Annotated in this window: 19 protein-coding genes; 9 read left to right on the top strand and 10 right to left on the bottom strand. The window is 68.8% G+C overall.

Annotation, left to right across the window (positions count from 1 at the left end; genetic code table 11):
• Window positions 1–14 precede the first annotated feature (14 nt).
• Together lnt and AC1D29_RS12445 are read right to left on the bottom strand one after the other, a co-directional pair.
• Window positions 15–1,445: an apolipoprotein N-acyltransferase gene (gene lnt, locus AC1D29_RS12450; protein WP_477897693.1), complete on the bottom strand. Its 1,431-nt coding sequence runs from the start codon at window positions 1,443–1,445 to the stop codon at window positions 15–17.
• A gap of 8 nt (window positions 1,446–1,453) precedes the next feature.
• Window positions 1,454–2,335 carry an HlyC/CorC family transporter gene (locus tag AC1D29_RS12445; protein WP_477897691.1) on the bottom strand — a complete coding sequence of 294 codons (882 nt, stop codon included), beginning with the start codon at window positions 2,333–2,335 and terminating at the stop codon, window positions 1,454–1,456.
• A 113-nt stretch (window positions 2,336–2,448) separates the two neighbouring features.
• On the opposite strand from AC1D29_RS12445, the gene AC1D29_RS12440 reads away from it, so the two are divergent.
• The 5 genes from AC1D29_RS12440 (at window position 2,449) to hslU (ending at window position 8,004) form a co-directional block, all read left to right on the top strand.
• Complete coding sequence (locus AC1D29_RS12440) at window positions 2,449–3,507, top strand: CobW family GTP-binding protein (protein WP_477897689.1); 1,059 nt, start codon at window positions 2,449–2,451, stop codon at window positions 3,505–3,507.
• Between the two features lie 157 nt (window positions 3,508–3,664).
• Complete coding sequence (gene dksA / locus AC1D29_RS12435) at window positions 3,665–4,312, top strand: RNA polymerase-binding protein DksA (protein WP_477897687.1); 648 nt, start codon at window positions 3,665–3,667, stop codon at window positions 4,310–4,312.
• Between the two features lie 17 nt (window positions 4,313–4,329).
• On the top strand, window positions 4,330–6,090 hold the full coding sequence (locus tag AC1D29_RS12430; RefSeq protein WP_477897685.1) for a hypothetical protein: 1,761 nt from the start codon (window positions 4,330–4,332) through the stop codon (window positions 6,088–6,090).
• 37 nt (window positions 6,091–6,127) lie between these two features.
• A complete protein-coding gene (gene hslV, locus AC1D29_RS12425; protein ID WP_477897683.1) occupies window positions 6,128–6,694 on the top strand; it encodes an ATP-dependent protease subunit HslV in 567 nt (188 codons plus the stop codon).
• Window positions 6,691–8,004 carry an ATP-dependent protease ATPase subunit HslU gene (gene hslU, locus AC1D29_RS12420; protein WP_477897681.1) on the top strand — a complete coding sequence of 438 codons (1,314 nt, stop codon included), beginning with the start codon at window positions 6,691–6,693 and terminating at the stop codon, window positions 8,002–8,004. Before hslV ends, hslU begins: the two co-directional genes overlap by 4 nt.
• 4 nt (window positions 8,005–8,008) lie before the next feature.
• Here hslU and AC1D29_RS12415 read toward each other — a convergent pair whose 3' ends face one another.
• Window positions 8,009–8,641, bottom strand: a complete 633-nt coding sequence (locus tag AC1D29_RS12415; RefSeq protein WP_477897679.1) for a helix-turn-helix transcriptional regulator — start codon at window positions 8,639–8,641, stop codon at window positions 8,009–8,011.
• Window positions 8,642–8,843: 202 nt separating this feature from the next.
• Here AC1D29_RS12415 and AC1D29_RS12410 point away from each other — a divergent pair, with 202 nt between their 5' ends.
• Window positions 8,844–9,572, top strand: coding sequence for a response regulator (locus AC1D29_RS12410; RefSeq protein WP_477897677.1), 729 nt, complete (start codon window positions 8,844–8,846; stop codon window positions 9,570–9,572).
• Here the strand turns inward: AC1D29_RS12410 and AC1D29_RS12405 are convergent.
• Both AC1D29_RS12405 and AC1D29_RS12400 read right to left on the bottom strand, forming a co-directional pair.
• Window positions 9,518–11,791 carry a hybrid sensor histidine kinase/response regulator gene (locus tag AC1D29_RS12405; RefSeq protein WP_477897675.1) on the bottom strand — a complete coding sequence of 758 codons (2,274 nt, stop codon included), beginning with the start codon at window positions 11,789–11,791 and terminating at the stop codon, window positions 9,518–9,520. The genes AC1D29_RS12410 and AC1D29_RS12405 overlap by 55 nt on opposite strands.
• A 50-nt stretch (window positions 11,792–11,841) precedes the next feature.
• Entirely contained in the window at window positions 11,842–12,795 is a 954-nt protein-coding gene (locus AC1D29_RS12400; protein ID WP_477897673.1) for an ABC transporter substrate binding protein, read from the bottom strand.
• Window positions 12,796–12,911: 116 nt separating this feature from the next.
• Here AC1D29_RS12400 and AC1D29_RS12395 point away from each other — a divergent pair, with 116 nt between their 5' ends.
• On the top strand, window positions 12,912–13,637 hold the full coding sequence (locus tag AC1D29_RS12395; RefSeq protein WP_477897671.1) for a hypothetical protein: 726 nt from the start codon (window positions 12,912–12,914) through the stop codon (window positions 13,635–13,637).
• Window positions 13,638–13,647: 10 nt separating this feature from the next.
• Window positions 13,648–14,373, top strand: a complete 726-nt coding sequence (locus tag AC1D29_RS12390; RefSeq protein WP_477897669.1) for a phosphatase PAP2 family protein — start codon at window positions 13,648–13,650, stop codon at window positions 14,371–14,373.
• An 83-nt stretch (window positions 14,374–14,456) separates the two neighbouring features.
• On the opposite strand, the gene AC1D29_RS12385 is transcribed toward AC1D29_RS12390, so the two are convergent.
• Window positions 14,457–15,221 (bottom strand): type III pantothenate kinase, encoded by a 765-nt coding sequence (locus AC1D29_RS12385; protein WP_477897667.1) that lies wholly within the window; start codon window positions 15,219–15,221, stop codon window positions 14,457–14,459.
• Window positions 15,222–15,339: 118 nt separating this feature from the next.
• Here AC1D29_RS12385 and AC1D29_RS12380 point away from each other — a divergent pair, with 118 nt between their 5' ends.
• On the top strand, window positions 15,340–16,890 hold the full coding sequence (locus tag AC1D29_RS12380; protein ID WP_477897665.1) for a methyl-accepting chemotaxis protein: 1,551 nt from the start codon (window positions 15,340–15,342) through the stop codon (window positions 16,888–16,890).
• Here the strand turns inward: AC1D29_RS12380 and AC1D29_RS12375 are convergent.
• From AC1D29_RS12375 to nirD, 4 genes are all read right to left on the bottom strand, one after another.
• On the bottom strand, window positions 16,883–17,107 hold the full coding sequence (locus tag AC1D29_RS12375; RefSeq protein ID WP_477897663.1) for a hypothetical protein: 225 nt from the start codon (window positions 17,105–17,107) through the stop codon (window positions 16,883–16,885). The two genes, AC1D29_RS12380 and AC1D29_RS12375, sit on opposite strands and share 8 nt — an antisense overlap.
• Before the next feature lie 142 nt (window positions 17,108–17,249).
• Window positions 17,250–17,996, bottom strand: coding sequence for a uroporphyrinogen-III C-methyltransferase (gene cobA / locus AC1D29_RS12370; RefSeq protein WP_477897661.1), 747 nt, complete (start codon window positions 17,994–17,996; stop codon window positions 17,250–17,252).
• Window positions 17,993–20,755 carry a nitrate reductase gene (locus tag AC1D29_RS12365; protein WP_477897659.1) on the bottom strand — a complete coding sequence of 921 codons (2,763 nt, stop codon included), beginning with the start codon at window positions 20,753–20,755 and terminating at the stop codon, window positions 17,993–17,995. The genes cobA and AC1D29_RS12365 overlap by 4 nt, the downstream gene beginning before the upstream one ends.
• Before the next feature lie 29 nt (window positions 20,756–20,784).
• Window positions 20,785–21,168 carry a nitrite reductase small subunit NirD gene (nirD, locus tag AC1D29_RS12360; RefSeq protein ID WP_477897657.1) on the bottom strand — a complete coding sequence of 128 codons (384 nt, stop codon included), beginning with the start codon at window positions 21,166–21,168 and terminating at the stop codon, window positions 20,785–20,787.
• Window position 21,169 lies beyond the last annotated feature (1 nt).

Genomic DNA, 21,169 nt, shown 5'->3' with positions numbered 1-21,169 from the left:
GGGGGTGGTCGATTCTATGGGGCGGCCCTGCGTGCGCCGGCCAGCGCCAGCAGGGCCAGGATCCACAGCGGCCACAGGCCCAACGCGTTGAGCCAGATCGCGTAAGGCGTCGAGCCGCTGCGGCCGTCGACATCGGCCTCCAGCACGCCGCGCTGCAGCGCCGGCATGCGGGCCGTGACTTGGCCGTGGTGGTCGACGACGGCGGTCGCGCCGGTGTTGGTCGAGCGCACGACGGCGCGCTGGAATTCCCGCGCACGCATCTGCGAGAACTGCAGGTGCTGGTCCTGGACCATCACGGTGCCGAACCACGCCAGGTTGCTGACGTTGACGAAGACGGTGGCCGCGCCGGGGCCGACGGCGCTCTGCACGAAGTCCTCGCCGAACAAGTCCTCGTAGCAGATCAGCGGCCGCAGACGCTGGCCGGCGACGGCCCAGGCGCGCTGGTGGTCGCCGCGGGCCTGGTCGTCCAGCGGGATGTTCATCGCGTGGACGAACCAGCCGAAGCCGGGCGGGATGAACTCGCCGAAGGGCAGCAGGTGGCGCTTGCCGTAGTGGTAGTCGCTGCCCAGGCCGACGACGGAGTTGACCCAGCCCTCGTCCACGTTCCCCAGGAACGTCCCGAGCAGCGCCGGACGCTCAGGGCGCGACAAGCGCACCAGCGTCGCGCGGTCCAGCTCGGCCAGCGGCAGCGGCACGACGGACTCGGGCGTGATGACGACCTGGCCGCGCGCCGATTCGATGAGCTGGGCCAGCGCTTCCAGGTTGACGGCAAAGCGGGCGGGGTCGAACTTCTGGTCCTGCGGGATGCTGGGCTGCACCAGCGACAGCGCGACATGGCCGGTCGAAGCCGTGAAGTCCTGCGGCGCGAGCACACCGGCCAGCGGCAGCAGCAGGGCCGGTGCGGCAAGGCGCCACGCCTTGTCGCGCAATAGCACCAGGCCGGCCGCGAGCAGCGCGGCCAGTGCCGTGATGCCGTAGACGCCGATCCACGGCGCCCAGCCCGCCAGCGGCCCGACCGAATGCGCGTAGCCGGACGCGATCCAGGGGAAACCGCTGAACCAGGTCGCCCGCGCCAGCTCGGCCAGCAGCCAGGCCGGCACCAGGGCCAGCAGCCGCGCGCGGCCGGGCGCGATCCAGCGCACCGTCAGGCCCAGCGCCAGCGCGTAGTAGCCGCTCAGGAACGCCGCCAGCAGCCCGACGGCCAGTGCCGCCAGCACCCACGGGATGCCGCCGAACTGGTGCATGCTGATGTGCAGCCACCACAGGCCCGAAGCCAGCCAGCTCCAGCCGAACAGTGCGCCGTGCAGCGCGGCCGCTCGCGGCGTGGCCCGGGCAACCAGGCCGAACAGAATAGCCAGCGCGACAACCTGGGCCCACCAGGCGCCGGTGGGGGCGAAGGCCGACGTGTGCAGCAGCCCGGCGGCCAGCGCCACGGCGGCGCTCACCGCGCGCCTCACGCTTCGGACTCGCCTTCGGGTGCGCGCGTGACCTTGAACCAGCGCACCGCGCCGCCCCGGGTCAGCATGACGGCGAAGTTCAAGCCGCCGATGCGCACCGACTCGCCGCGGCGCGGCACGCGGCCATGCTCATGGGCGACCAGGCCGCCGATGGTGTCGAAGTCGTCGTCCGGCAGGGCCAGGTTGAAGGCGCCGTTGACGGCCGCGATGGTCGCGTCGCCGGCCACGCGCTGGCTGTTGTCGGCCAGCGTGTAGATGCCGGACTCGCCATCCTTGTCGTCGAACTCGTCCTCGATCTCGCCGACGATCTCCTCCAGCACGTCCTCGATGGTGATGAGGCCGGCGGTGTTGCCGAACTCGTCGATGACGATGGCCAGGTGGTTGCGGTTGGAGCGGAAGTCGCGCAGCAGCTCGTTCAGGCCCTTGCTCTCCGGCACGAAGACGGTGGGCCGCAGCAGCGCGCGGAGGTTGAGCTCGGGCGCGCGCTGCATCTTCAGCAAGTCCTTGGCGAGCAGGATGCCGATGATGTTGTCGCGCTGGCCCTCGAAGACCGGGAAGCGCGAATGGCCGGTGTCGATGACCAGGCCCAGCAGCTCGTCGTACGGTGCGTCGATGTCCAGCAGGTCCATGCGTGGCGCGGCCACCATCGCGTCGCCGGCCGACAGCTCGGCCATGCGCAGCACGCCTTCCAGCATCTGGCGCGACTCGGGCTCGATCAGCTCACGCTGCTCGGCATCGGCCAGGGTTTCGATCAATTCGGTCTTGGAGTCGGGGCCGGGGTGCAGAAACTCCAGCATGCGCTCCAGCAGGCCACGTGCCTCGGGCGGGTGTTTGGCGGCCCCGCGGACTGGGGGCCGGCCTGAATGCGGTTCGCTCAAGGGGAGCAGTCAGGGTATTGCGGAAAGGACAGAATAGCCGATTGGTTTGACAAGACCTTGTCCTGGGGCGTCCAGCCCCCATATCTGCTGCCTTCTTGAAAAACGGCCCCACCATGTCCACTGCTGCCCAAGGCCTCATCCCCGCCACCATCCTGACCGGCTTCCTCGGTGCCGGCAAAACCACGCTGCTCAAGCGCGTACTGACCGAGGCCCATGGCCAGAAGATCGCCGTCATCGAGAACGAGTTCGGCGAAGAGAACATCGACACGGAGATCCTCGTGTCGGACACCAACGAGCAGATCATCCAGATGAGCAACGGCTGCGTCTGCTGCACGATCCGCGAGGACTTGCGCACGACGCTGGCCGACCTGGCCGCCAAGCGCCGCAAGGGCGAGCTGAACTTCGAGCGCGTCGTCATCGAGACCACCGGGCTGGCCGACCCCGGCCCGGTGGCGCAGACCTTCTTCATGGACGACGAGATCGCCGAGAGCTATCTGCTGGACTCCGTCCTGACGCTGGTCGACGCCAAACACGCCGACACCCAGCTGGACACCCGCCAGGAAGCGCGCATGCAGGTCGGCTTTGCCGACCAGATCTTCATCAGCAAGAGCGACCTGGTGGAGCCAGCGGCCGTCGAGGCCCTGGTGCACCGCATCAAGCACATGAACCCGCGTGCGCCCATCCAGACGGCGCATTTCGGCGAGGTGTCCTTGGCCAAGGTGTTCGACCTGCGCGGCTTCAACCTGAACGCCAAGCTGGAGATCGACCCCGACTTCCTGAAGGCGGATGACCACGACCATCACCACCATGACCATGATCATCACGACCATGAGCACGGTGAGCATTGTGACCACCCCCACCACCATCATCACGACGATGATGTGAAGAGTTTCGTGTTCCGCTCCGACAAGCCCTTCAACCCGGCCAAGCTCGAGGACTTCCTCGGCGCCATCGTGCAGGTCTACGGCCCCAAGATGCTGAGATACAAGGGTGTCCTACACATGAAAGGCACCGAGAAGAAGGTCATCTTCCAGGGCGTCCATCAGATGATGGGGTCTGACCTGGGCCCGAAATGGATGCCGGGCGAGAAAAAGCAGAGCAAGATGGTGTTCATTGGTATCGATCTGCCCAAAGAGGTTCTGATGCAAGGTTTGGAAGGCTGTTTGGCGTGACGTTTTTCGTCACCGGAAACCCTGCTTTCGGGGGAGTGCCGACCCAGAAATTCGCATGGCTACAATCCGCCGCGCTCAAAATCGGGCAGCCGGCTGATAAGCAGTGCGATCACGGTCTGACACCGCGCCGATGCAAACCCTGAGCGAGGAGAAGACAGTGAGCAAGACCCCGGCCCCTAAAACCGCCGCCGCATCCACCAAGGGTGCGAAGAAGACTGATGCCGGCGCCGACGTCGCAACGTTGGAGGCGCCTGCACCGGCAAATCGCTTTGCCGACCGCTTTGCTCCGCCGAAACCGCCTGCGCGCGGTGCGGGGCATGTCGAGTCCGACACGCCTCGCGTGGCCGCCAAGGGCGACCCCAAGCTGGTCAACGCCTGGAAGACCAAATCGGGCGCCGAGCTGACGGACGCCGAAGTGCTGGCCATGCCGGACTCGGAGTACATGAACGCGAAGCAGATCGAGTTCTTCCGCACCAAGCTCACTGAGCTGAAGGACGGCGTGCTGTCCAACGCGGGCGAGACGACCGAGCATCTGCGCGAGGACACGACCATCGTGCCCGACCCGGCAGACCGCGCGACCATCGAGGAAGAGCATGCGCTGGAACTGCGCACGCGCGACCGCGAGCGCAAGCTGCTGAAGAAGATCGTGCAGTCCATCGCCCGCCTGGACACGGGTGAGTACGGCTACTGCGACGAGACCGGCGAGCCCATCGGCCTGGGCCGCCTGATCGCCCGCCCGACCGCGACGCTGTCGCTCGAAGCGCAGCAGCGCCGCGAGCTCAAGCAGAAGATGTTCGGCGACTGATCCCTTTCGCGCACGACATGTCCGACTCCAAGCCCGCAGACCCGAAGGAAGGCGACAGCTTCTTCCGCAAGGTTGCGCGCTTCGTCGCCAATCCGACGACGGATTGGGCGGAAATCAACTCGCGCCAGGACGACCCCGAGGGCGACCTCGCCAAGGCCGAACTGCGCGCGATGGTGGAGCGCAAGCGCCGCAACGATTTCGTGCGCAAGCGCGAGCTCGACATGCTGCGCCGCATCCGCCGCGAGGGCCTGACGCCCGAGCAACTCGCGGCGCTGGCCTCGTCGCCGTCCAGGCTGGGCGATGACGAGCGCGCCAGCGAGCCCAATTCCAAGATCGATCTGGGCGTGAAGGCCAAGATCGACGAGATCGAGCAGCAAATGGTGGGCGAGAGCTTTGCGACGACGCAGGCCGTGCCCAAGCAGCAGCCCGGTTTCTTCGAGACCAGCACGCGGCCCGCGGCCTTTGCGTCGACCGTGTCGGCGCCGCCGGCCATGGACGCCGCGGGCGGCCGTGTCAGCGAGTTCTCCAGCCCCAAGGAGGTTCAGCGCCTGTCCGCGCCGACGCCGCCGGCCGCGGTGACCATGGGCGCGGCCATCCCGCCGCTGTCCGACTCGCCGCCCAGCCGCCTGCCTGACCTGCCGCCGCTGGACATGCCGTTGTCCTTCACGATGGCGGAATCCTCGGCGGTGGAGGTGCAGGAGGTCGTGCACGACCCCGAGCTCGACGAGGCCGTCATTGCCTTCGCAAATGCCGATTACGACAACAGCGAGCGCGCGCTGACCGAGCTGGTGCGCCCGGGCGGCAGCCGTAACCTGCACGGTGAGACCTGGCTGGTGCTGTTCGACCACTACCGCGCCACCGGCGCGCAGGGCAAGTTCGAGGCGCTGGCCGTCGAGTACGCGCAGCAGTTCGGCCTGTCGGCGCCGCAATGGTTCTCCATGCCCAAGCTGGTGGCCGAGTCGACGCGCCAGGCCGCCCGTTCACCGATGGCCAAGGCCGGCCAGGTCAGCTGGACGTCGCCGGCGACGCTGACCTCCGAGGACGTGGCCTTGCTGCAAAAGCGCAGCGAGACCCTGCCCATGCCCTGGATGTTCGACTGGGGTGCGCTGGACGAGGTCGACATCGATGCGGCCATCCAGCTGCGCCAGCTGTTCCGCCATTGGGCCCAGCAGCAGGTCGACCAGCGCTGGATTGGCGGCGACCGCTTCCTGAACCAGCTCAAGGAAATCGCCCCCGTCGGTGAGCGTGACACCGACCCGGCGCTGTGGATGCTTCGCCTCGAAGCGCTGCGCCTGGCCAACCGGCCCGACCAGTTCGACGAGGCGGCCATCGACTACTGCGTGACCTACGAGGTCTCCCCGCCGTCCTGGGAGCGCGCCAAGTGCCGCGTGCGCATTGGCGGCGAAGGCTCGTCGACGAACAGCCCGGCGACCAGCACGATGCAGAGCGAGGCGCAGTCCACCTTCCTGGATACCGGCCTGCCCGACGCCGCCAGCATGGCGGCGCAGCTCGACCTGATGGGCCAGCTCAGCGGCGACATTTCCGACATCCTGCGCGGCCTGTCCGCCGAGGTGGGTGAGGCCAGCCTCATCCACATTTCCTGCACCAAGCTGATCCGGCTGGACTTCATGGCCGCCGGCGACCTGCTGAACTGGGTGCTGCAGCGTCGCACCGAGAACCGCTCGGTGGTCTTCCTCGAGGCGCACCGGCTGGTGGCGCTGTTCTTCGGCGCGATGGGCATCAACGAGCACGCGAAGGTGAAAGTCAGAATCAACTGACTTGACCGCGCCGCTGTCGGCCCCAAGTGAGGCCTCTATGTCTTCCGATTCCTCCTCCGCCGTCTATCACGGCACCACCATCATTTCGGTGCGCCGCCAGACGCCCGCCGGCTGGCAGGTCGCCATCGGCGGCGATGGCCAGGTGACGCTGGGCAACACCATCGTCAAGGCCAGCGCGCGCAAGGTGCGCAAGCTCTACCGCGACCAGGTGCTCGCGGGCTTTGCCGGCGCCACGGCTGATGCGTTCACGCTGTTCGAGCGCTTCGAGGCCAAGCTGGAGAAGCACCAGGGCCACCTCGTGCGCGCCGCCGTCGAGCTGACGCGCGACTGGCGCACCGATCGCGTGCTGCGCCGGCTGGAGGCCATGCTGGCCGTGGCCGACCGCACGGCGTCGCTGATCATCACCGGCAACGGCGACGTGCTGGAGCCCGAGCAAGGCATCGTCGCCATCGGCTCCGGGGGCGCCTACGCGCAGGCCGCGGCCAAGGCGCTGCTGGCGCACACCGAGCTGGGCGCGGCGGACATCGTCAAGAAGTCGCTGGAGATCGCCGGCGAGATCTGCATCTACACGAACCAGAACCACACCTTGGAGGTGCTCGAATGAGTTCGATGACGCCTCAGGAGATCGTCTCCGAGCTGGACCGCCACATCGTTGGCCAGCAGGCCGCCAAGCGCGCCGTCGCCATCGCGATGCGCAACCGCTGGCGCCGCCAGCAGGTCGATGACAAGCTGCGCGGCGAGATCACGCCCAAGAACATCCTGATGATCGGTCCGACCGGCGTCGGCAAGACCGAGATCGCGCGCCGCCTGGCCCGGCTGGCCGGCGCGCCCTTCATCAAGGTCGAGGCGACCAAGTTCACCGAGGTCGGCTACGTCGGCAAGGACGTCGACTCCATCATCCGCGACCTCGTCGAGGTGGCCGTCAAGCAGGAACGCGAGGTGGCGATGCGTCGCTGCCGCACGCGCGCCGAGGACGCCGCGGAGGACCGCATCCTCGACGTGCTGCTGCCGGGCTCTGAAGCCGACAACGCGACCCGCCAGAGCTTTCGCAAGCGCCTGCGCGAAGGTCAGCTCGACGACAAGGACGTCGAGCTCGACCTGCTCGCGCCCAAGCCCAGTCTGGAGCTGCTCGGCCCCTTCGGCAACTCGCCGGGCATGGAGGACATGACCGAGCAGCTGAAGGGCATGTTCAGCCAGTTCGGCGGCGCGCAGAAGAAGACCCGCAAGCTCAAGATCGCCGAAGCGATGAAGCTGCTCGTCGACGAGGAGGCGGCCAAGCTCGTCAACGAGGATGAGATCCGCACGGCGGCTCTGGGGCATGCGCAGGAGATGGGCATCGTCTTCATCGACGAGATCGACAAGGTCGCGTCGCGCAACGAGCATGGCGGCGCCGAGGTGTCGCGCCAGGGCGTCCAGCGCGACCTGCTGCCTCTCGTCGAAGGCACGACGGTATCGACGAAGTACGGCCTCGTGAAGACCGACCACATCCTCTTCATCGCCAGCGGCGCCTTCCATCTCGCCAAGCCGAGCGACCTGATCCCCGAGCTGCAGGGCCGCCTGCCGATCCGCGTCGAGTTGGACTCGCTGTCGGTGGCCGACTTCGAGGCCATCCTGACCAGCACGCACGCCAGCCTCGTCAAGCAATACCAGGCACTGCTGGCGACCGAAGGCGTCACGCTGGATCTGCAGGCCGGGGCCATCCGCCGCCTGGCGCAGATCGCGTTCGAGGTCAACGAGCGCACCGAGAACATCGGCGCGCGGCGGCTGGCGACGGTGATGGAGCGGCTGCTGGACGAGATCAGCTTCGACGCGCCGAACAACGCGGGTCAGACCGTGACGCTGGACGCCGCGGCCGTCGACGCCAAGCTGGCCGCGCTGGCGGCGAACGAGGATCTGAGCCGCTTCATCCTCTAGCGGGTCAGTGGGGCAGTGCTGCAGCGCTGCCCGTCCAGCGCAGCAGCTGCATCAGATTGGGCGCCTGCGTCTTGCCGAGCAGGTTGCGCACATGGCTGCGCACAGTGCTGACGCACAGGCCCAGGTGGCGGGAGGTTGCGTCCACGGGTTCGCCGTCTGCCAGCAGCAGCAACACATGGCGTTCGGCCTGGCTGAGCCGGCATTGGCGCGTCAGCGCATCGATGCGTGCCGCCTGGGTCAGGGCCGGCTGGTCCTGATGCACGGCCAGCAGCACGCTGGGCGAGGGCCAGTCCGACGCCAGCGCGATGGCCGGCGCCAGTGGCGCTGCGTGCAGCCAGCCGGTGGCCAAGCTGGGCGTGAACCACAGCCCGGTGCGCGAGGACGAGCCCGCCGCAGCCAGGGCCAGCAGGTCGCTCAAGCGCGGGGCGTCGAGCTGGCCGATGCTCATCAAATGACCCGAGCGCGCCTCGCCCAGGCCTTCGGCCAGCAGATGCTCGGCGCTGGCGTTGGCGAACAGCAGGCGCCGGTCGGGCAGCAGCACCAGCAGCGGCTGTGGCAGGGCACCCAGCACCTGCCGCGGCTGGCTCTCCCGATCACCTGGGCGCTCGGACGATGTCGTTTGGACGATTGGCAGCATGGGACCCCCTGAGCCTCTGCGGCGCGGTGGCGCCGTCTCTTGTCATCAAGTTTGGTGAGTGCGGGCCGGCATTGCCATTGCCGAGAAGTACGCCGAGCCAGGGCCTCGCGCATAGGCCAAATGGCCTACCCAAAGGATTGCCCCGCAAGCGCGGCGACGGTGCTGCGCGCCGATACCATCGACCGCAGCGGGGAGACTGCTCATGAAGATTCTGTTGATCGACGATCACCCCTTGTTCCGCGAGGGTGTGGCACTGCTGCTGAAGCCGCTGGTGGATGAGCTGCAGACCTGGGAGGCGGGCAGTTGCGAGGAGGCCTTTGCCTTGCTGGCCCAGCGCGGCGGCGCCGATCTGGTGATGATCGACCTGGGCTTGCCGGGGCTGTCCGGCCTGGAGGGGTTGGCGCGGTTGCGGCGTGACCATCCGGAAGTGCCCGTCGTCGTCATGTCCTCGGCAGATGACAAGGACACCGTGCTCGCTGCGCTGGATGCCGGCGCGATGGGCTTCATCCCGAAGAGCTCGACATCGCAGGTCATGCTGGGCGCGCTGCGCCTCATCCTGGCCAAGGGCATCTACCTGCCGCCGTCGGTGTTTCTCGGCGGCCGGGTGCTGTCTCCAGCGTTGCCCGCGATGGCGCCGGCATCGCCGCCCGGCAGGCGCCCGACAGAGCTGGGGCTGACGCCGCGCCAGGCCGATGTGCTGCACCTGCTGCTGCAGGGCAAGCCGGCCAAGCTGATCGGGCGGCAGCTCAACCTGTCGCTGAGTACCGTCAAGGCCCACACGTCGGCCGTGCTGCGCTCGCTCAACGTGACGACGCGTACCCAGGCCGTGCTGGCGGCCAGTCGCCTGGGGCTGCGCTTTGACCCGCCGATGCCGACTCAGGGGCCTGCAGGAGACGCCAGCGATTCCTGCATGGCCTCCAGCAGCCGCTGAAGGCCGATCGGCTTGTGCAGCAGGCGTGCGCCGAATGCGGCGGCCTGTGCCTGCAAGCCTGCATCCGTGTTGGCCGTGACGATCAGCGCGGGGATGCCTTCGTCGTAGTGCTGCCGCAGCCGCCGAATGACTTCGAAGCCGTCCCGGCCGGCGCCCAGCTGATAGTCGGTGACGATGAGATCGGGCACGCGCAGGTGCGCCTCCAGCTGGCTCATGGCCTCGTCGCAGGACGCCGCGGCGACGACGTGGCAGCGGCTGGCGTGCAGCGCGTCGACCAGCGCCTGCGCGTTCATCGCCTCGTCGTCGACGATGACGATGAATCGCCCTTCCAGCGCCTGCTGGCTGGCTGTGAAGCGCGGCGACGCCCGGGGTAGCGGCAAGGGCGAAACCAGCAAGGGCATCACCAGCCGGAACACTGAGCCGTGCCCGACGCGGCTGTTCACGATCAAGCTGTAGCCGAGGATGTGGGCACAACGCTGCACGATGGACAGGCCCAGGCCCAGGCCTTTTTCCTGGCCTGTGCCCGGCGCTTCGATGCGGAAGAACTCCTCGAAGATGGCATCGCGGTAGCGCGGCTCTATGCCAGGGCCACTGTCCCAGACCTGCAGTTCGACACGGTCGCCACGCCGGCGGCAACCCACCAGTACGCCGCCCTGGCGCGTGTAGCGGATCGCATTGGCCACCAGGTTGCCGGCGATGCGTTCCAGCAGCGTGGCGTCACCCTTCACGACGAAATCGCAGCGCCGCACGCTCAGGCGCAGCCCTTTCTCGGCCGCTTGCGGCGCCCAGGTCTGTTCCAGGCGATGCAGCAGCCAGCCCAGATCGACGTCTTCGAGGTGGGCCTGAACCGCGCCGGCGTCGAGCTTGGAGATGTCCAGCAGGTTGCCGAACAGGTTCTCCATCGTCGCGACGGAGGACTCGATCTTGTCAGCCAGCGCCAGGTGCTCGGGGCTGTCGAGGCGGCTCTGCAGCACGCCCAGCAGCAGGCTGATCGAGTGCATGGGCTGGCGCAGGTCGTGGCTCGCGGCGGCGAGGAAGCGGGTCTTGGCAGCGTTGGCGCGTTCGGCCTCGTCCTTCAGGTGCGTGAGTTCGTTCGCCCGCGCGGTCAGCACGTCCCGCGCGTCCGACAGCTGGGCCGTGCGTTCGGCGACCTTGGCCTCCAGGCTGGCGTAGACCTCCCGCAGGCGCGAGGCCATCTGGTTGAAGTCCTGTGCGAGATCCTCGATCTCGTCGTGGCGGTGCAACTCCAGCGGCGAGTGCAGATCTCCCGCGGCGATGCGCGCCGTGGCCATGCGCAGCGCCACGATGGGCGCTGCCATGCGGCGCGCGAAGGCGACGCCCAGCACGAGGGCCGCCATCACGCCCACGAGCATCAGCAGCACGGTGCGCGTGAGCGTTGCCCAGACGGGCTTGAGCGCCTCGCTGCGCTGCTGTTCCATGAAGACGATCCAGCCGGTCCCCGGCACGGCCGCCGAGGTCGTGATGACCGGCCGATCCTGCAGGTCATGGGCCGCGAGCCCGCGGATCTGGCTGGCACCCGACGCCGCATTCGCGCGCGCCTGCCGCACGACCTCGGACCGCGACAGGTCGATGCGACTCAAGGTGTGGGTCGCCTGGGGATGAGCGATCAACAGCCCCTGGGCATCGACGATATAGGCCAGTCCGGCCTCGCCCGCCCTGACCCGTGCCACCACATCGCCCAGCAGGCGCAGGTCGACCGTGGCGACGATGGCGCCCTGACCGTCGAAGACCGACATGCACAAGGTCGGCAGATAGCCGTCGCGGAAGAAGGTGCGGCCGCGGCGTATGCCTTCGTCCGCGCCGACCTGGGCGAGGGACGGCTCGTCAAGCGGCAGGCCCGACCCGATGCGATCGGGCGCGTGCTTGGAGGTCGAGAGCAGCTCCTGGCCCCCGCGGTCCACGGCCTGCAGGTCGGTGATCGCCGGCACCAACTGCATCAGCCGATAGAACTCTTCACGCCGTTGCGGCAGGCCGAAGTCCGGGCGCCCCCAGGGCATCTTCGCCGCGTCGCGCAGGCCGGTCTCAATGACGCCCAGATAGGTCGCGATCTCGCGCGCGGCCCCTTCGGCAAGCGCTTCCTGAACTGCTTCTATGCGAGCCAGCGATTCACGGTAGCCGAAATACATCTCGGACAAGCCCGAGGCCAGGAGCAGGCTGAGCGTGACGCCGGACAGGCCGAGCGCATAGCGCCTGGACAACGGCCGGTATCGGTTGTGGCCTCGAAACTGCCGTAGCCAGCGGGCCACGCTCATCGCAGCACCACGTCCGCCCGCCTTACCACCTGGGCGCTGGGCGCAGGAAAGCCGCCTTCGGGATTGGGGCGCACGGCGAGCACGGCGCGCTGCGGGCGCAGGATGGGGATGCTGCCGGGGGCCTCGCCGTCGAGCACCCGCACGACCAACTCCGCCATGGCCGGCCAGGCGAAGGACATGTCCAGGGCGTAGGACAGCGGCGCGCCGACGGCCATGTCGGTGGTATTGGCCAGGATGACCGGTTTGCCCCAAGCGCGAAGCCTGTCGACGATCATCGGCGTATTGAGGCCGGCCAAGCCGCTGCGCGGGATGCACCAGGCATCAAATCCCGCGGCGCGCGGTTCGGCGAACAGGGCTTGCGCTTCAACCGTGTTCTCGGCGTACAGGATCGTCACCTCCAAGCCCAGCCTGGCCGCAATGGGCGGCAGGGTCTTCTCGGTGTCGAAGTACTCGCCCCAGGGGCGATCGATCAACACCGCCACGCGCTTCACCAGTGGGTAGGCGTCGCGCAGGATCTCCAAACGTTTGGCGTCCAGCGTGTCGGCCACCCAGATGCCCGTCATCGCCTCCGCGCGTCGCTCCATGGCACTCACGACCCCGTAGCGCACGGGGTCCAGCACGCTGCCGAACACGATGGGCGTGGCGCCGGCATGGTCCTTCGCCAGCTTGGCTGTCGCGGAGGACGGGGCCACGATCAAAACGGGGTGCAGAGCGGCCACGCGACGCACGGCAGCCGGCGTCGAGGCTGGCGTCTCCAGGCCCGAGTCCATGAAACGGATCTGCATCCTGCGCCGGGTTTCGGCGGGAAGTCGATCCGCTGCTGCCATGAAGCGCTGGTAGCTCACGTCCCTCGCGGCCGAGCCTATGCCCAGGAAGACGATCAAGGCCGCCTGCGGCGGGCGGGCACTGTCGGCTTTCAGTGACACCGTACCCACAATGCTGATGACCATTGCCAAAGCAGTGGCCCAACGGACATTGCGCCGGCCGGACCCCGCTGGATATCCTCTTCGCATCGCCATCAAGCCACCTCGCCCCACGGTGGCAGCGAGTTTAGGAGGAGAGGTCCATGCAGCGAATCAAGCATCACTTTTGCTGGGTCAAAGCGGCGCCCGTACCGCCTGACGCCGAGCAGCCGGTCATGGCTTCGAGCACGGGTGGAGCCGCGGCGATGCCCCCGACAGCGATGCAGATTGGCCTGCCCGATACCCCGTCCGCCGTCAGCGCCATGCCGGCCACGCCGGCGGTCGGCGCCCGTGCCGTGGGCTGGCCGTTCAGTGCCACGGGGCACTTCCGCACCTTGCCTCAGATGCCCTGGCCTCCGGTCAAACCTGAGGATGTCGATCTGCTGCAAGGCTTGCCTGCGAGTGCGACCGGTACCTTCAAGGCCATGCTGGCCGATGCGGTGCCCGCGCTGTCGGCGAACGACCTGCTGCGAGCGCTGCCGCTCAGTGCGACGGGACACTTTCGCGTGCTGAGCGATGCCGCCCTGCCGGCCGTCGGCGCCGAAGCTTTGCCCATGGGTGGCGAGGGTCAGGCGCTGGACGCCGTCGCGCCGCTCGTCGCGCTGTCTGGAGAGATGTTCGCGCCGCCGCTGATGTTCGCCGGTGCGACATTCATGGGTGCATGGCAGGTGGAAAACCATCCCTCGGCATCGGTGGCCTTGAGCTTCATGCCCATCGTCGGTTCGCGACACGATGCGCTGCTATGGCGAGACAGCCGCCAAGGCCAGGAGTGGGCGCAGGACGCGCTGGCGATCACGCTGCTGAGCTTTGCAGCCATCGGCGAAATCTGAGGAGAAGGCCATGAGTGCTGATCCGGATTTTTCGGCGCTGAAGTACTTCCCTGCCGCGGACTGGCGGGCCGAGTTCCGCGATGACATCGCCAACGAGGTCAAGTTTCTGCCGGACAACTGGGCCGACGAGATTGTGATCAAGCTCGACGGGCCGGTGCTGGACGCCTTGAAGGTGGATGGCGACCAGCTGATGGCGTGCAAGCAGGAGCGAACGGCGAGGGGTGATGGCATCAAGTCGCAGGCCGGGTCGGTACAGGGCCTAGCAGCCGGCCTCATGGCGCTGATGGAGGCCCGCGAGTCCGTGAGGCTGGAGCGGCCAATGACGGCGAAAGTCCTGAACGCCGCCAACGACGATCTGATGACCACGGTCTTCTACTTCAAGTGCAAGTTCAACGCGGGCCGGCCTTCAGCCTATTTGCCTGAGCTCGCGCCGATGTTCGCCAGGCCGGATCCGCTCTATCCAGGGCATCCGAGCTACCCCAGCGGGCATGCTGCGCAGTCGCGCATGGTTGCGTTGGTTTACGGGCACCTGTTCCCCGCGCTGAAGGACCCGCTGATCAAACTCGCGAATGACGTGGCTTTCAACCGCGAAGTGGCGGGCGTTCATTTCCACTCTGACTCGCTTGCCGGGCAGGCGCTTGCCGAGCGGGTCTTCGAGCTGCTGGTGGCGCACCCGGTGTTTGCCAACATGCTTCGCCTGGCGCGCGTGGAGTGGCCGGGAAACCGGGGCTTGTAGGCGCGCTCAGCGCAGCCCGGGCAAGCCCCGCTTCATGGCGCCAAGCGCCTGAATGCTCGCCCGGCGCGAGCTGACGCACAAGCTCAGGGCCGTGTCGCACTGACGGCCAGCAGGCCATCAAAGATCAGGCCCTCGATCAGCTCGTGCGGTGCATCCAGCGCCGGGGCCACCTTCCAGCCGGCGCCGCCGGTCATCAGCAGCAGCGGGGCGCGGCCCTCGCGGGTCTGCAGCAGCCGGTGCATGTGTTCGATGGCGCCGGTGATGGCGAAGGTGCCGCCCGTGGTCAGCGCGTCGCTGGTGTTGGTCGGGAAGTCGCGCACCTCGCCGGTCGGCACGCGCAGGCCGGCCGTGCCGCCCTCCAGCGCGCGCAGCATGATGCCGTGGCCGGGCAGGATGAGGCCGCCGAGGAACTGACCGTCGCTGGACAGCGCATCCACCGTGACCGCGGTGCCGACCATGACGGTCAGCACCGGGCCGTCGAAGCCGCGCTTGAGCGCGTGCGCGCGGGCACCGATGACGGCCACCCAGCGATCGGCGCCCAGGCGGGTCGGGTGGTCGTAGCCGTTCTTGACGCCGGCGGCCTCCGCGGCGGGCACGACCCAGCGCGGCACCAGGTCCCAGTGCTCCATCTGCTCCTCGACGCGGCGGCGCACCGCGTCGCCGGCCACGTTGCTGCCCAGCATGCGCGTGGGCGGGGCCAGGCCTTGCCAGTCCTCGTCCGCGAGGCGGTCGATGTTTTCCAGGAAGACGGCACCGTGCTGCGTCGGCGGGCTGCCAGGTTCGGCGCCCTCCGGGTAGGCGGCCCACTTGAGCCGGGTGTTGCCGATGTCGATGGCCAGAAAGCTCATGGTGGGCTGTGGCGTGAACGATGCCGCGAGCCTACCAGCAGGCTTTCGTGTTCCACCGCGGGTTTCTGCTTCAATCGAAAGCTGCCCTCGATCGCCCCTTTCCCACCAGGAGAACCCCATGCTGCGTCGCCTGCGCATCCAAGCCCGCCTCTGGCTCGCCTTCGGCATCATCCTGGTGATGACGTTCGTGCTGGTGGCCGTGGGCGGGTTCGGCCTGAACGTGTCCGAGAAGGCCATCCAGGGCATCACGCAAAAGCTGATCCCGGCGTCCAACATCACGATGGCCGCGCGCAGCCAGCTGTTGCAGAGCAAGGCTGCCACGTCGACGCTGGTGGCGTCCATCTTCAACAAGGAAGGCACGGCCCGCGCCCGCAAGGAGTGGGATGCCGCGCAGGCGGGGCTGGACAAGGCGATGGACGACTTCGGCGCCATCACGACCGAAGACAAGGGCAAGACGGCGCTGGCCAAGTTCCGCGGTCTGATGGCCGACTACCGCAAGGCCGTGAAGCCAGTGGCCGACAAGCTCGTCGCCGACGGCTACGCGGACGCCCAGGCGGCCTTTGAGGACATGAAGACCGCCGATGCCGCCTACGACCCGGCGCTGCTGATGCTGAACGGCATCGAGGGCGACCTGAAGAAGCGTGGCGACGACATCTTCACGCAGGTCGAGGGGCTGATCAAAAACGTCTTCCTCGCCTTCATGATCGCCTTCGTCGTCTGCGTGGTCGTCGGCGGTGTTTTGGCGGTGCAGATCTCGCGCTCCATCATCGGCCCGCTGATGGCCGCCAAGCGTTTCGCCGAGCGCATGGCAGGCGGCGACCTGTCGCGGGCGCCCGAGGTGCGTGGCAACGACGAGTCCGCCGAGATGATGCAGGCGCTGGCGGCCATGCAGAAGTCGCTCAGCGAGATCGTCGGCCAGGTGCGCGAGTCGGCCGAGAGCATCCAGGTCGCGTCCAGCGAGGTGGCCAGCGGCAACATGGACCTGTCCCACCGCACGGAGCAGACGGCGTCCAACCTGCAGCAGGCGTCCAGCTCCATGACGCAGCTGACCGGCACCGTCGGCCAGAGCGCCGATTCGGCGATGACCGCCAAGCAGCTGGCCGGTGCCGCCGCCGAGACGGCCGGGCGCGGCGGCGCGGTCGTGTCGCGCGTCGTCAGCACCATGGGCGAGATCAACACCGCCAGCAAGAAGATCGCCGACATCATCGGCACCATCGATGGCATCGCCTTCCAGACCAACATCCTGGCGCTGAATGCGGCCGTCGAAGCGGCACGGGCTGGCGAGCAAGGCCGCGGCTTCGCCGTCGTGGCCGGCGAAGTGCGCTCGCTGGCACAACGCTCGGCGGAAGCCGCGCGGGAGATCAAGGCGCTGATCGGCGCCAGCGTCGAGCGCGTCGAAGCGGGCACCAGCCTGGTCAACGACGCCGGCGCGACCATGACCGACATCGTCGGCTCCGTGCAGCGCGTGACCGACATCATTGGCGAGATCAGCGCCGCCGCGGTGGAGCAGAGCCAGGGCATCGCCCAGGTCAACGGCACGGTGACGGAGCTGGACCAGATGACGCAGCAGAACGCCGCGCTGGTGGAGGAGTCCGCCGCGGCGGCTCAATCGCTGAAGGAGCAGGCCGTGCGCCTGGCGGGCCTGGTCAGCAGCTTCAAGCTCAGTTGAGGCTGCTCACGGCATCCCCTCCGCGCAGGTGATGTCGCGGGGCCATCGGGGATCTGAAACAGAGCCTTGGCTGCGCTGCGCTGCCGGGCTGGTGGGTGGGCGCGAGCGGGGTCGCCAGATAGAGCGCAAAGGCGAGGCCTGGGTGGATCGTGTCGGTCTCGATCTGGGCCTGGGCAGCGCCGGCGTGCGCAGCTGCTGCAGGCATGGGGAACTTCATGTCGACCTCCGTGTGATGGGGTCGGCAGTGTGCGATGTGCGGCGCGGCGGCGCCATCCTCGGCTGGGGGATGTGGGCGTGTCCTGATCCGCGCGGCTGTCCCCGGTCAGGGACAGGCCGGCTCAACCGGTCATCACTTCGGATCAGCCAGCCATAACTTCCGGCCATGCCAGCGTCGCGGCCGCGTGCCGGGCCACCTCGCCGACGACCAGCAGGGCCGGGCTCTTCAAGCCCTCGCGGGCGATGCAGTCCGGCAGGTCGGCCAGCGTCGTCACCGCGTGGCGCTGCTGCGCCGTGTGCGCGGCGCTGACCACGGCCGCGGGCAGGTCGGCCTTCAGGCCGGCGGCCATCAGCTGGGCCGTGATGTCGGCCGCGCGGGCCACGCCCATGTAGATGACCAGCGTCAGGCCGGTGCGGGCCAGCGCGGCCCAGTCGGGCTCGGCGCGACCTTCGCCCGCGTGGCCGGTGACGAGGATGACGCCGGGCGACGCGCGCCGGTCGGTGACCGGGATGCCCACGGCCGCCGGGCCGGCAATGCCGCTGGTGAGACCGCTCACCACCTCGACGTCCAGGCCGGCCTCGCGCAGCGCATCGACCTCCTCGCCGCCGCGGCCGAAGACGAAGGGGTCGCCGCCCTTCAGGCGCACGACGCGGTGGCCGGCATGGGCCTCGCGGATCATCAGCGCGTGGATGAAATGCTGGTCCGTCGAGATGCAGCCGCCGCGCTTGCCGACGCGCAGCAGCCGGCCTTTCACGAGGGCCAGCACGCGTGGGTCGATGAGGTCATCGGCAAGCACGACATCGGCGGCTTCGATGCGCTTGAGCGCGCGGACGGTCAGCAGTTCGGGATCGCCAGGACCGGCGCCGACGAGCGAGACAACATGGCTCATGCGGGAACCTCTTCAGGGGTGGTGTTGACCAGGCGGCGCAGCGTCGGCAGGCAGGAGCCGCACTGCGTGCCGCAGCGCTTCTCGGCCTGCAGCTGGGCCAGGCGCTCAGAAGGGCTGCCGCTGCAGCGGGCCAGCGTCAGGCGGATGACGTCCTCGCGCACGTCAAAGCAGTTGCAGACCTGCGGGCTGGCCGCGGCGCCGGGGTTGGTGGGCGGGGTGCCGGGTGACAGCAGCCAGCGGCCCACCGTGGATGCCGCCGTGCGCTCGCGCCACAGGTCGACGAGCCAGGCGCCTTCCTCATGCTGGCCCACGCGCAGCAGCGCTTGCAGCGGCGCGGCCTGCAGGTCATCGCCATCGAGGTTGAGCAGGCGCAGCCGGCCGCGCTGGGCGTCGGCGTAGCGCAGCACGGCGGGGCTGTTCAGGCCCAGCACGGCGGCCAGTTCGTCGACCAGCTCGGGCGCGGGCGCCTCGGCGCAGGCGGCTTCAAACGCCCAGCCGACTTGCTCGCCGTGATCGGCTCTCGCCGGCTCCGGCAGGCAATGCGCATAGCCGAAGCGCGGCATCAGCGCGCGCAGCTGCTCGCGCAGGCGCTGGCCGTCCTCGGGCGCTACCCAGGCGCAGGCGCTCAGGCGCCAGGGCAGCGTGGCCGGCTCGATGGCGACGGCGCTGAACTTCAGCTCGGGTTGCTTGGAGTCGGGGCAGAAGGCCCCCTGAGTCAGCGCGTTGATGCCCAGCTGCGCGCCGATGAACTCGTCGCCCCAGTGCATGGCGATGTCGGCGCCGGCCGGCGGCACGTTCTCGTCGAGCTTGAGCGGCAGCACGACCTCGCCGCGCTTGGAGCGCACATGCACCAGTTCGCCATCGGCCAGCTTGCGGCGCGCGGCGTCGCTGGGGTTCACGCGCACGACCGGCCGGCCCTCGTGGGCGAACAGGCGTGGCACGCTGCCGCTGCGGCTCATGCCATGCCACTGGTCGCGCATGCGGCCGGTGGTCAGCGCAAAGGGCCGCTTGGCCGTCGCCGTCTCCGCGGTGGCGTGGTAGGGCTTGGTGATGAAGCGGGCGCGGCCGTCGGCGGTGGCGAAGCGGCCTTCGGTGTACAGCCGCGCGGTCGGTCCGCTGACGAAGGGCCACTGCTGCGGGCCTTCGCTGTCCAGCGTGAGCCAGGACAGGCCGGTGATGTCCAGGTCGCGGCCGCGCGTGGCTGCGCGATGCTCCAGCCACAGGTCTTCGGGCGTCGTCGCGGTGAGGCGCGGCGGGCGATCCAGGCCGGCGTCGATCAGCGTGGCGATGTCGCGCGCGATGCGCCAATCGGCGCGGGACTCGCCCGCCGCGGGCACGGCCGGGCGCACGCGGCTGATGCGGCGCTCGCTGTTGGTGACGGTGCCTTCCTTCTCGCCCCAGGTGGCAGCGGGCAGCAGGTAGTCGGCATAGCGGGCCGTGGCCGTGTGGGCGAAGGCCTCCTGCAGGACGACCAGCTCGCAGCGCTCCAGCGCCTGGCGGACCATGGCCTGGTCGGGCATGGACTGGGCGGGGTTGGTACAGGCAATCCAGATCGCCTTGATCTCGCCGCGCGCCGCGGCCTCGAACATCTCGACGGCCGTGTGGCCACGCTTGCCCGGCAGGTCACTGGATTGATCGAGGCCCCACAGCGACGCGATCTCGGCCCAGTCTTCGGCCTTGCCCGGGTCGCGGTGGCCGGGCAGCAGCGTGGCCATGCCGCCACTCTCGCGGCCGCCCATCGCGTTGGGCTGGCCGGTCAGCGAGAACGGGCCGGCACCGGGCTTGCCGATCTGGCCGGTGGCCAGGTGCAGGTTGATGAGCGCGGTGTTCTTGGCGGTGCCGCTGCTGCTCTGGTTCAGGCCCTGGCAATACAGGCTGAGCGACGACGGTGAGGTGGCGAACCATTCGGCGGCCTGCCAGATGTCGGCCTCCTTCACGCCGCAGACCTGGGCCGCGCGCGACGGTGCCCAGTCGCGCACCAGTGCCTTCAGTGCGTCGAAGCCTTCGGTGGACTGGGCGATGAAGTCACCCGCCGTCCAGCCCTGCCAGATGACGGCGTGCAGCAGGCCGTGGCACAGCGCCACGTCGGTGCCGGGTCGGATCTGCAGGTGCAGGTCGGCCAGCTCGGCCGTCTCGGTGCGGCGCGGGTCAATGACGATCAGCTTGTGGCCCGGCTTGCCGTTGCGCGCGTCTTCAAGGCGGCGGAACAGGATGGGGTGGGCCCAGGCCGGGTTGGCGCCGCTGATCAGCACGCAGTCGGCCAGCTCGATGTCCTCGTAGCTGCAGGGCGGCGCGTCGGCGCCCAGCGCCTGCTTGTAGCCGACGACCGCCGAGCTCATGCACAGGCGCGAGTTGGAGTCGATGTGCGGTGTGCCGATGACGGCGCGGGCCAGCTTGTTGAAGGCGTGGTAATCCTCGGTCAGCAGCTGGCCGGAGATGTAGACGCCGATAGCTTCAGGGCCGTGGGCCGCGCGGATGGCCAGCAGCTTGTCGGCGATCTCGCGGTTGGCCGTGTCCCAGCTGATGACCTCGGCTTGGCCGCCGCGCTCGGTGCGGCGCTGCGGCTCGCGCAGGCGCTGGTGCTGGATGACGACCGGCGTCGCCGTCAGGTGCAGGTTGGTGCCCTTGGTGCACAGGCGCCCGAAGTTGGCCGGGTGGTCGGGGTCGCCGCGCACGCCGGTGATCTGCGTGTCGTCATGCTCGATGACGACCCCGCAGCCGACGCCGCAGTAGGGGCAGGTGGACTTTGTCTCGTTCATGTTCTTTTGGGTGGGCTGGCGTCCCGCCCTTACGCCACCGCGATCGAAATCTTTGGCCCCGCCACGGGAGCGGGCAGGTCCAGCGCCAACGTGTCCAGCTCGCTCTTCAGCAGGAACACGTCGCCGCTCTCCAGCTTCACGCGGAAGGCCGGCGTGCAGCCCTCGTCGGGCTCGCGGGCGTTGCCGTCCGCCAGGCCGATGGTCCAGTTGTGCAGCGGGCAGGCCACGTGCTTGCCGAAGACGATGCCCTGGCTCAACGGGCCGCCCTTGTGCGGGCAGCGGTCCAGCAGCGCGAAGACCTCATCTTCGGCGTTGCGAAACACGGCCACGTCCACGCCCTGGCTGCGCTGCACGCGGCGCGAGCCCAGCACGGGGATGTCTTGCAGCGCGCAGATGCGGGTCCAGTCGTCCATG

This window comes from Roseateles sp. P1_C6, from assembly GCF_056406315.1.
The sequence above is the reverse complement of the archived record's forward strand: the minus strand, read 5'-3'. Positions and strand labels throughout refer to the sequence as shown.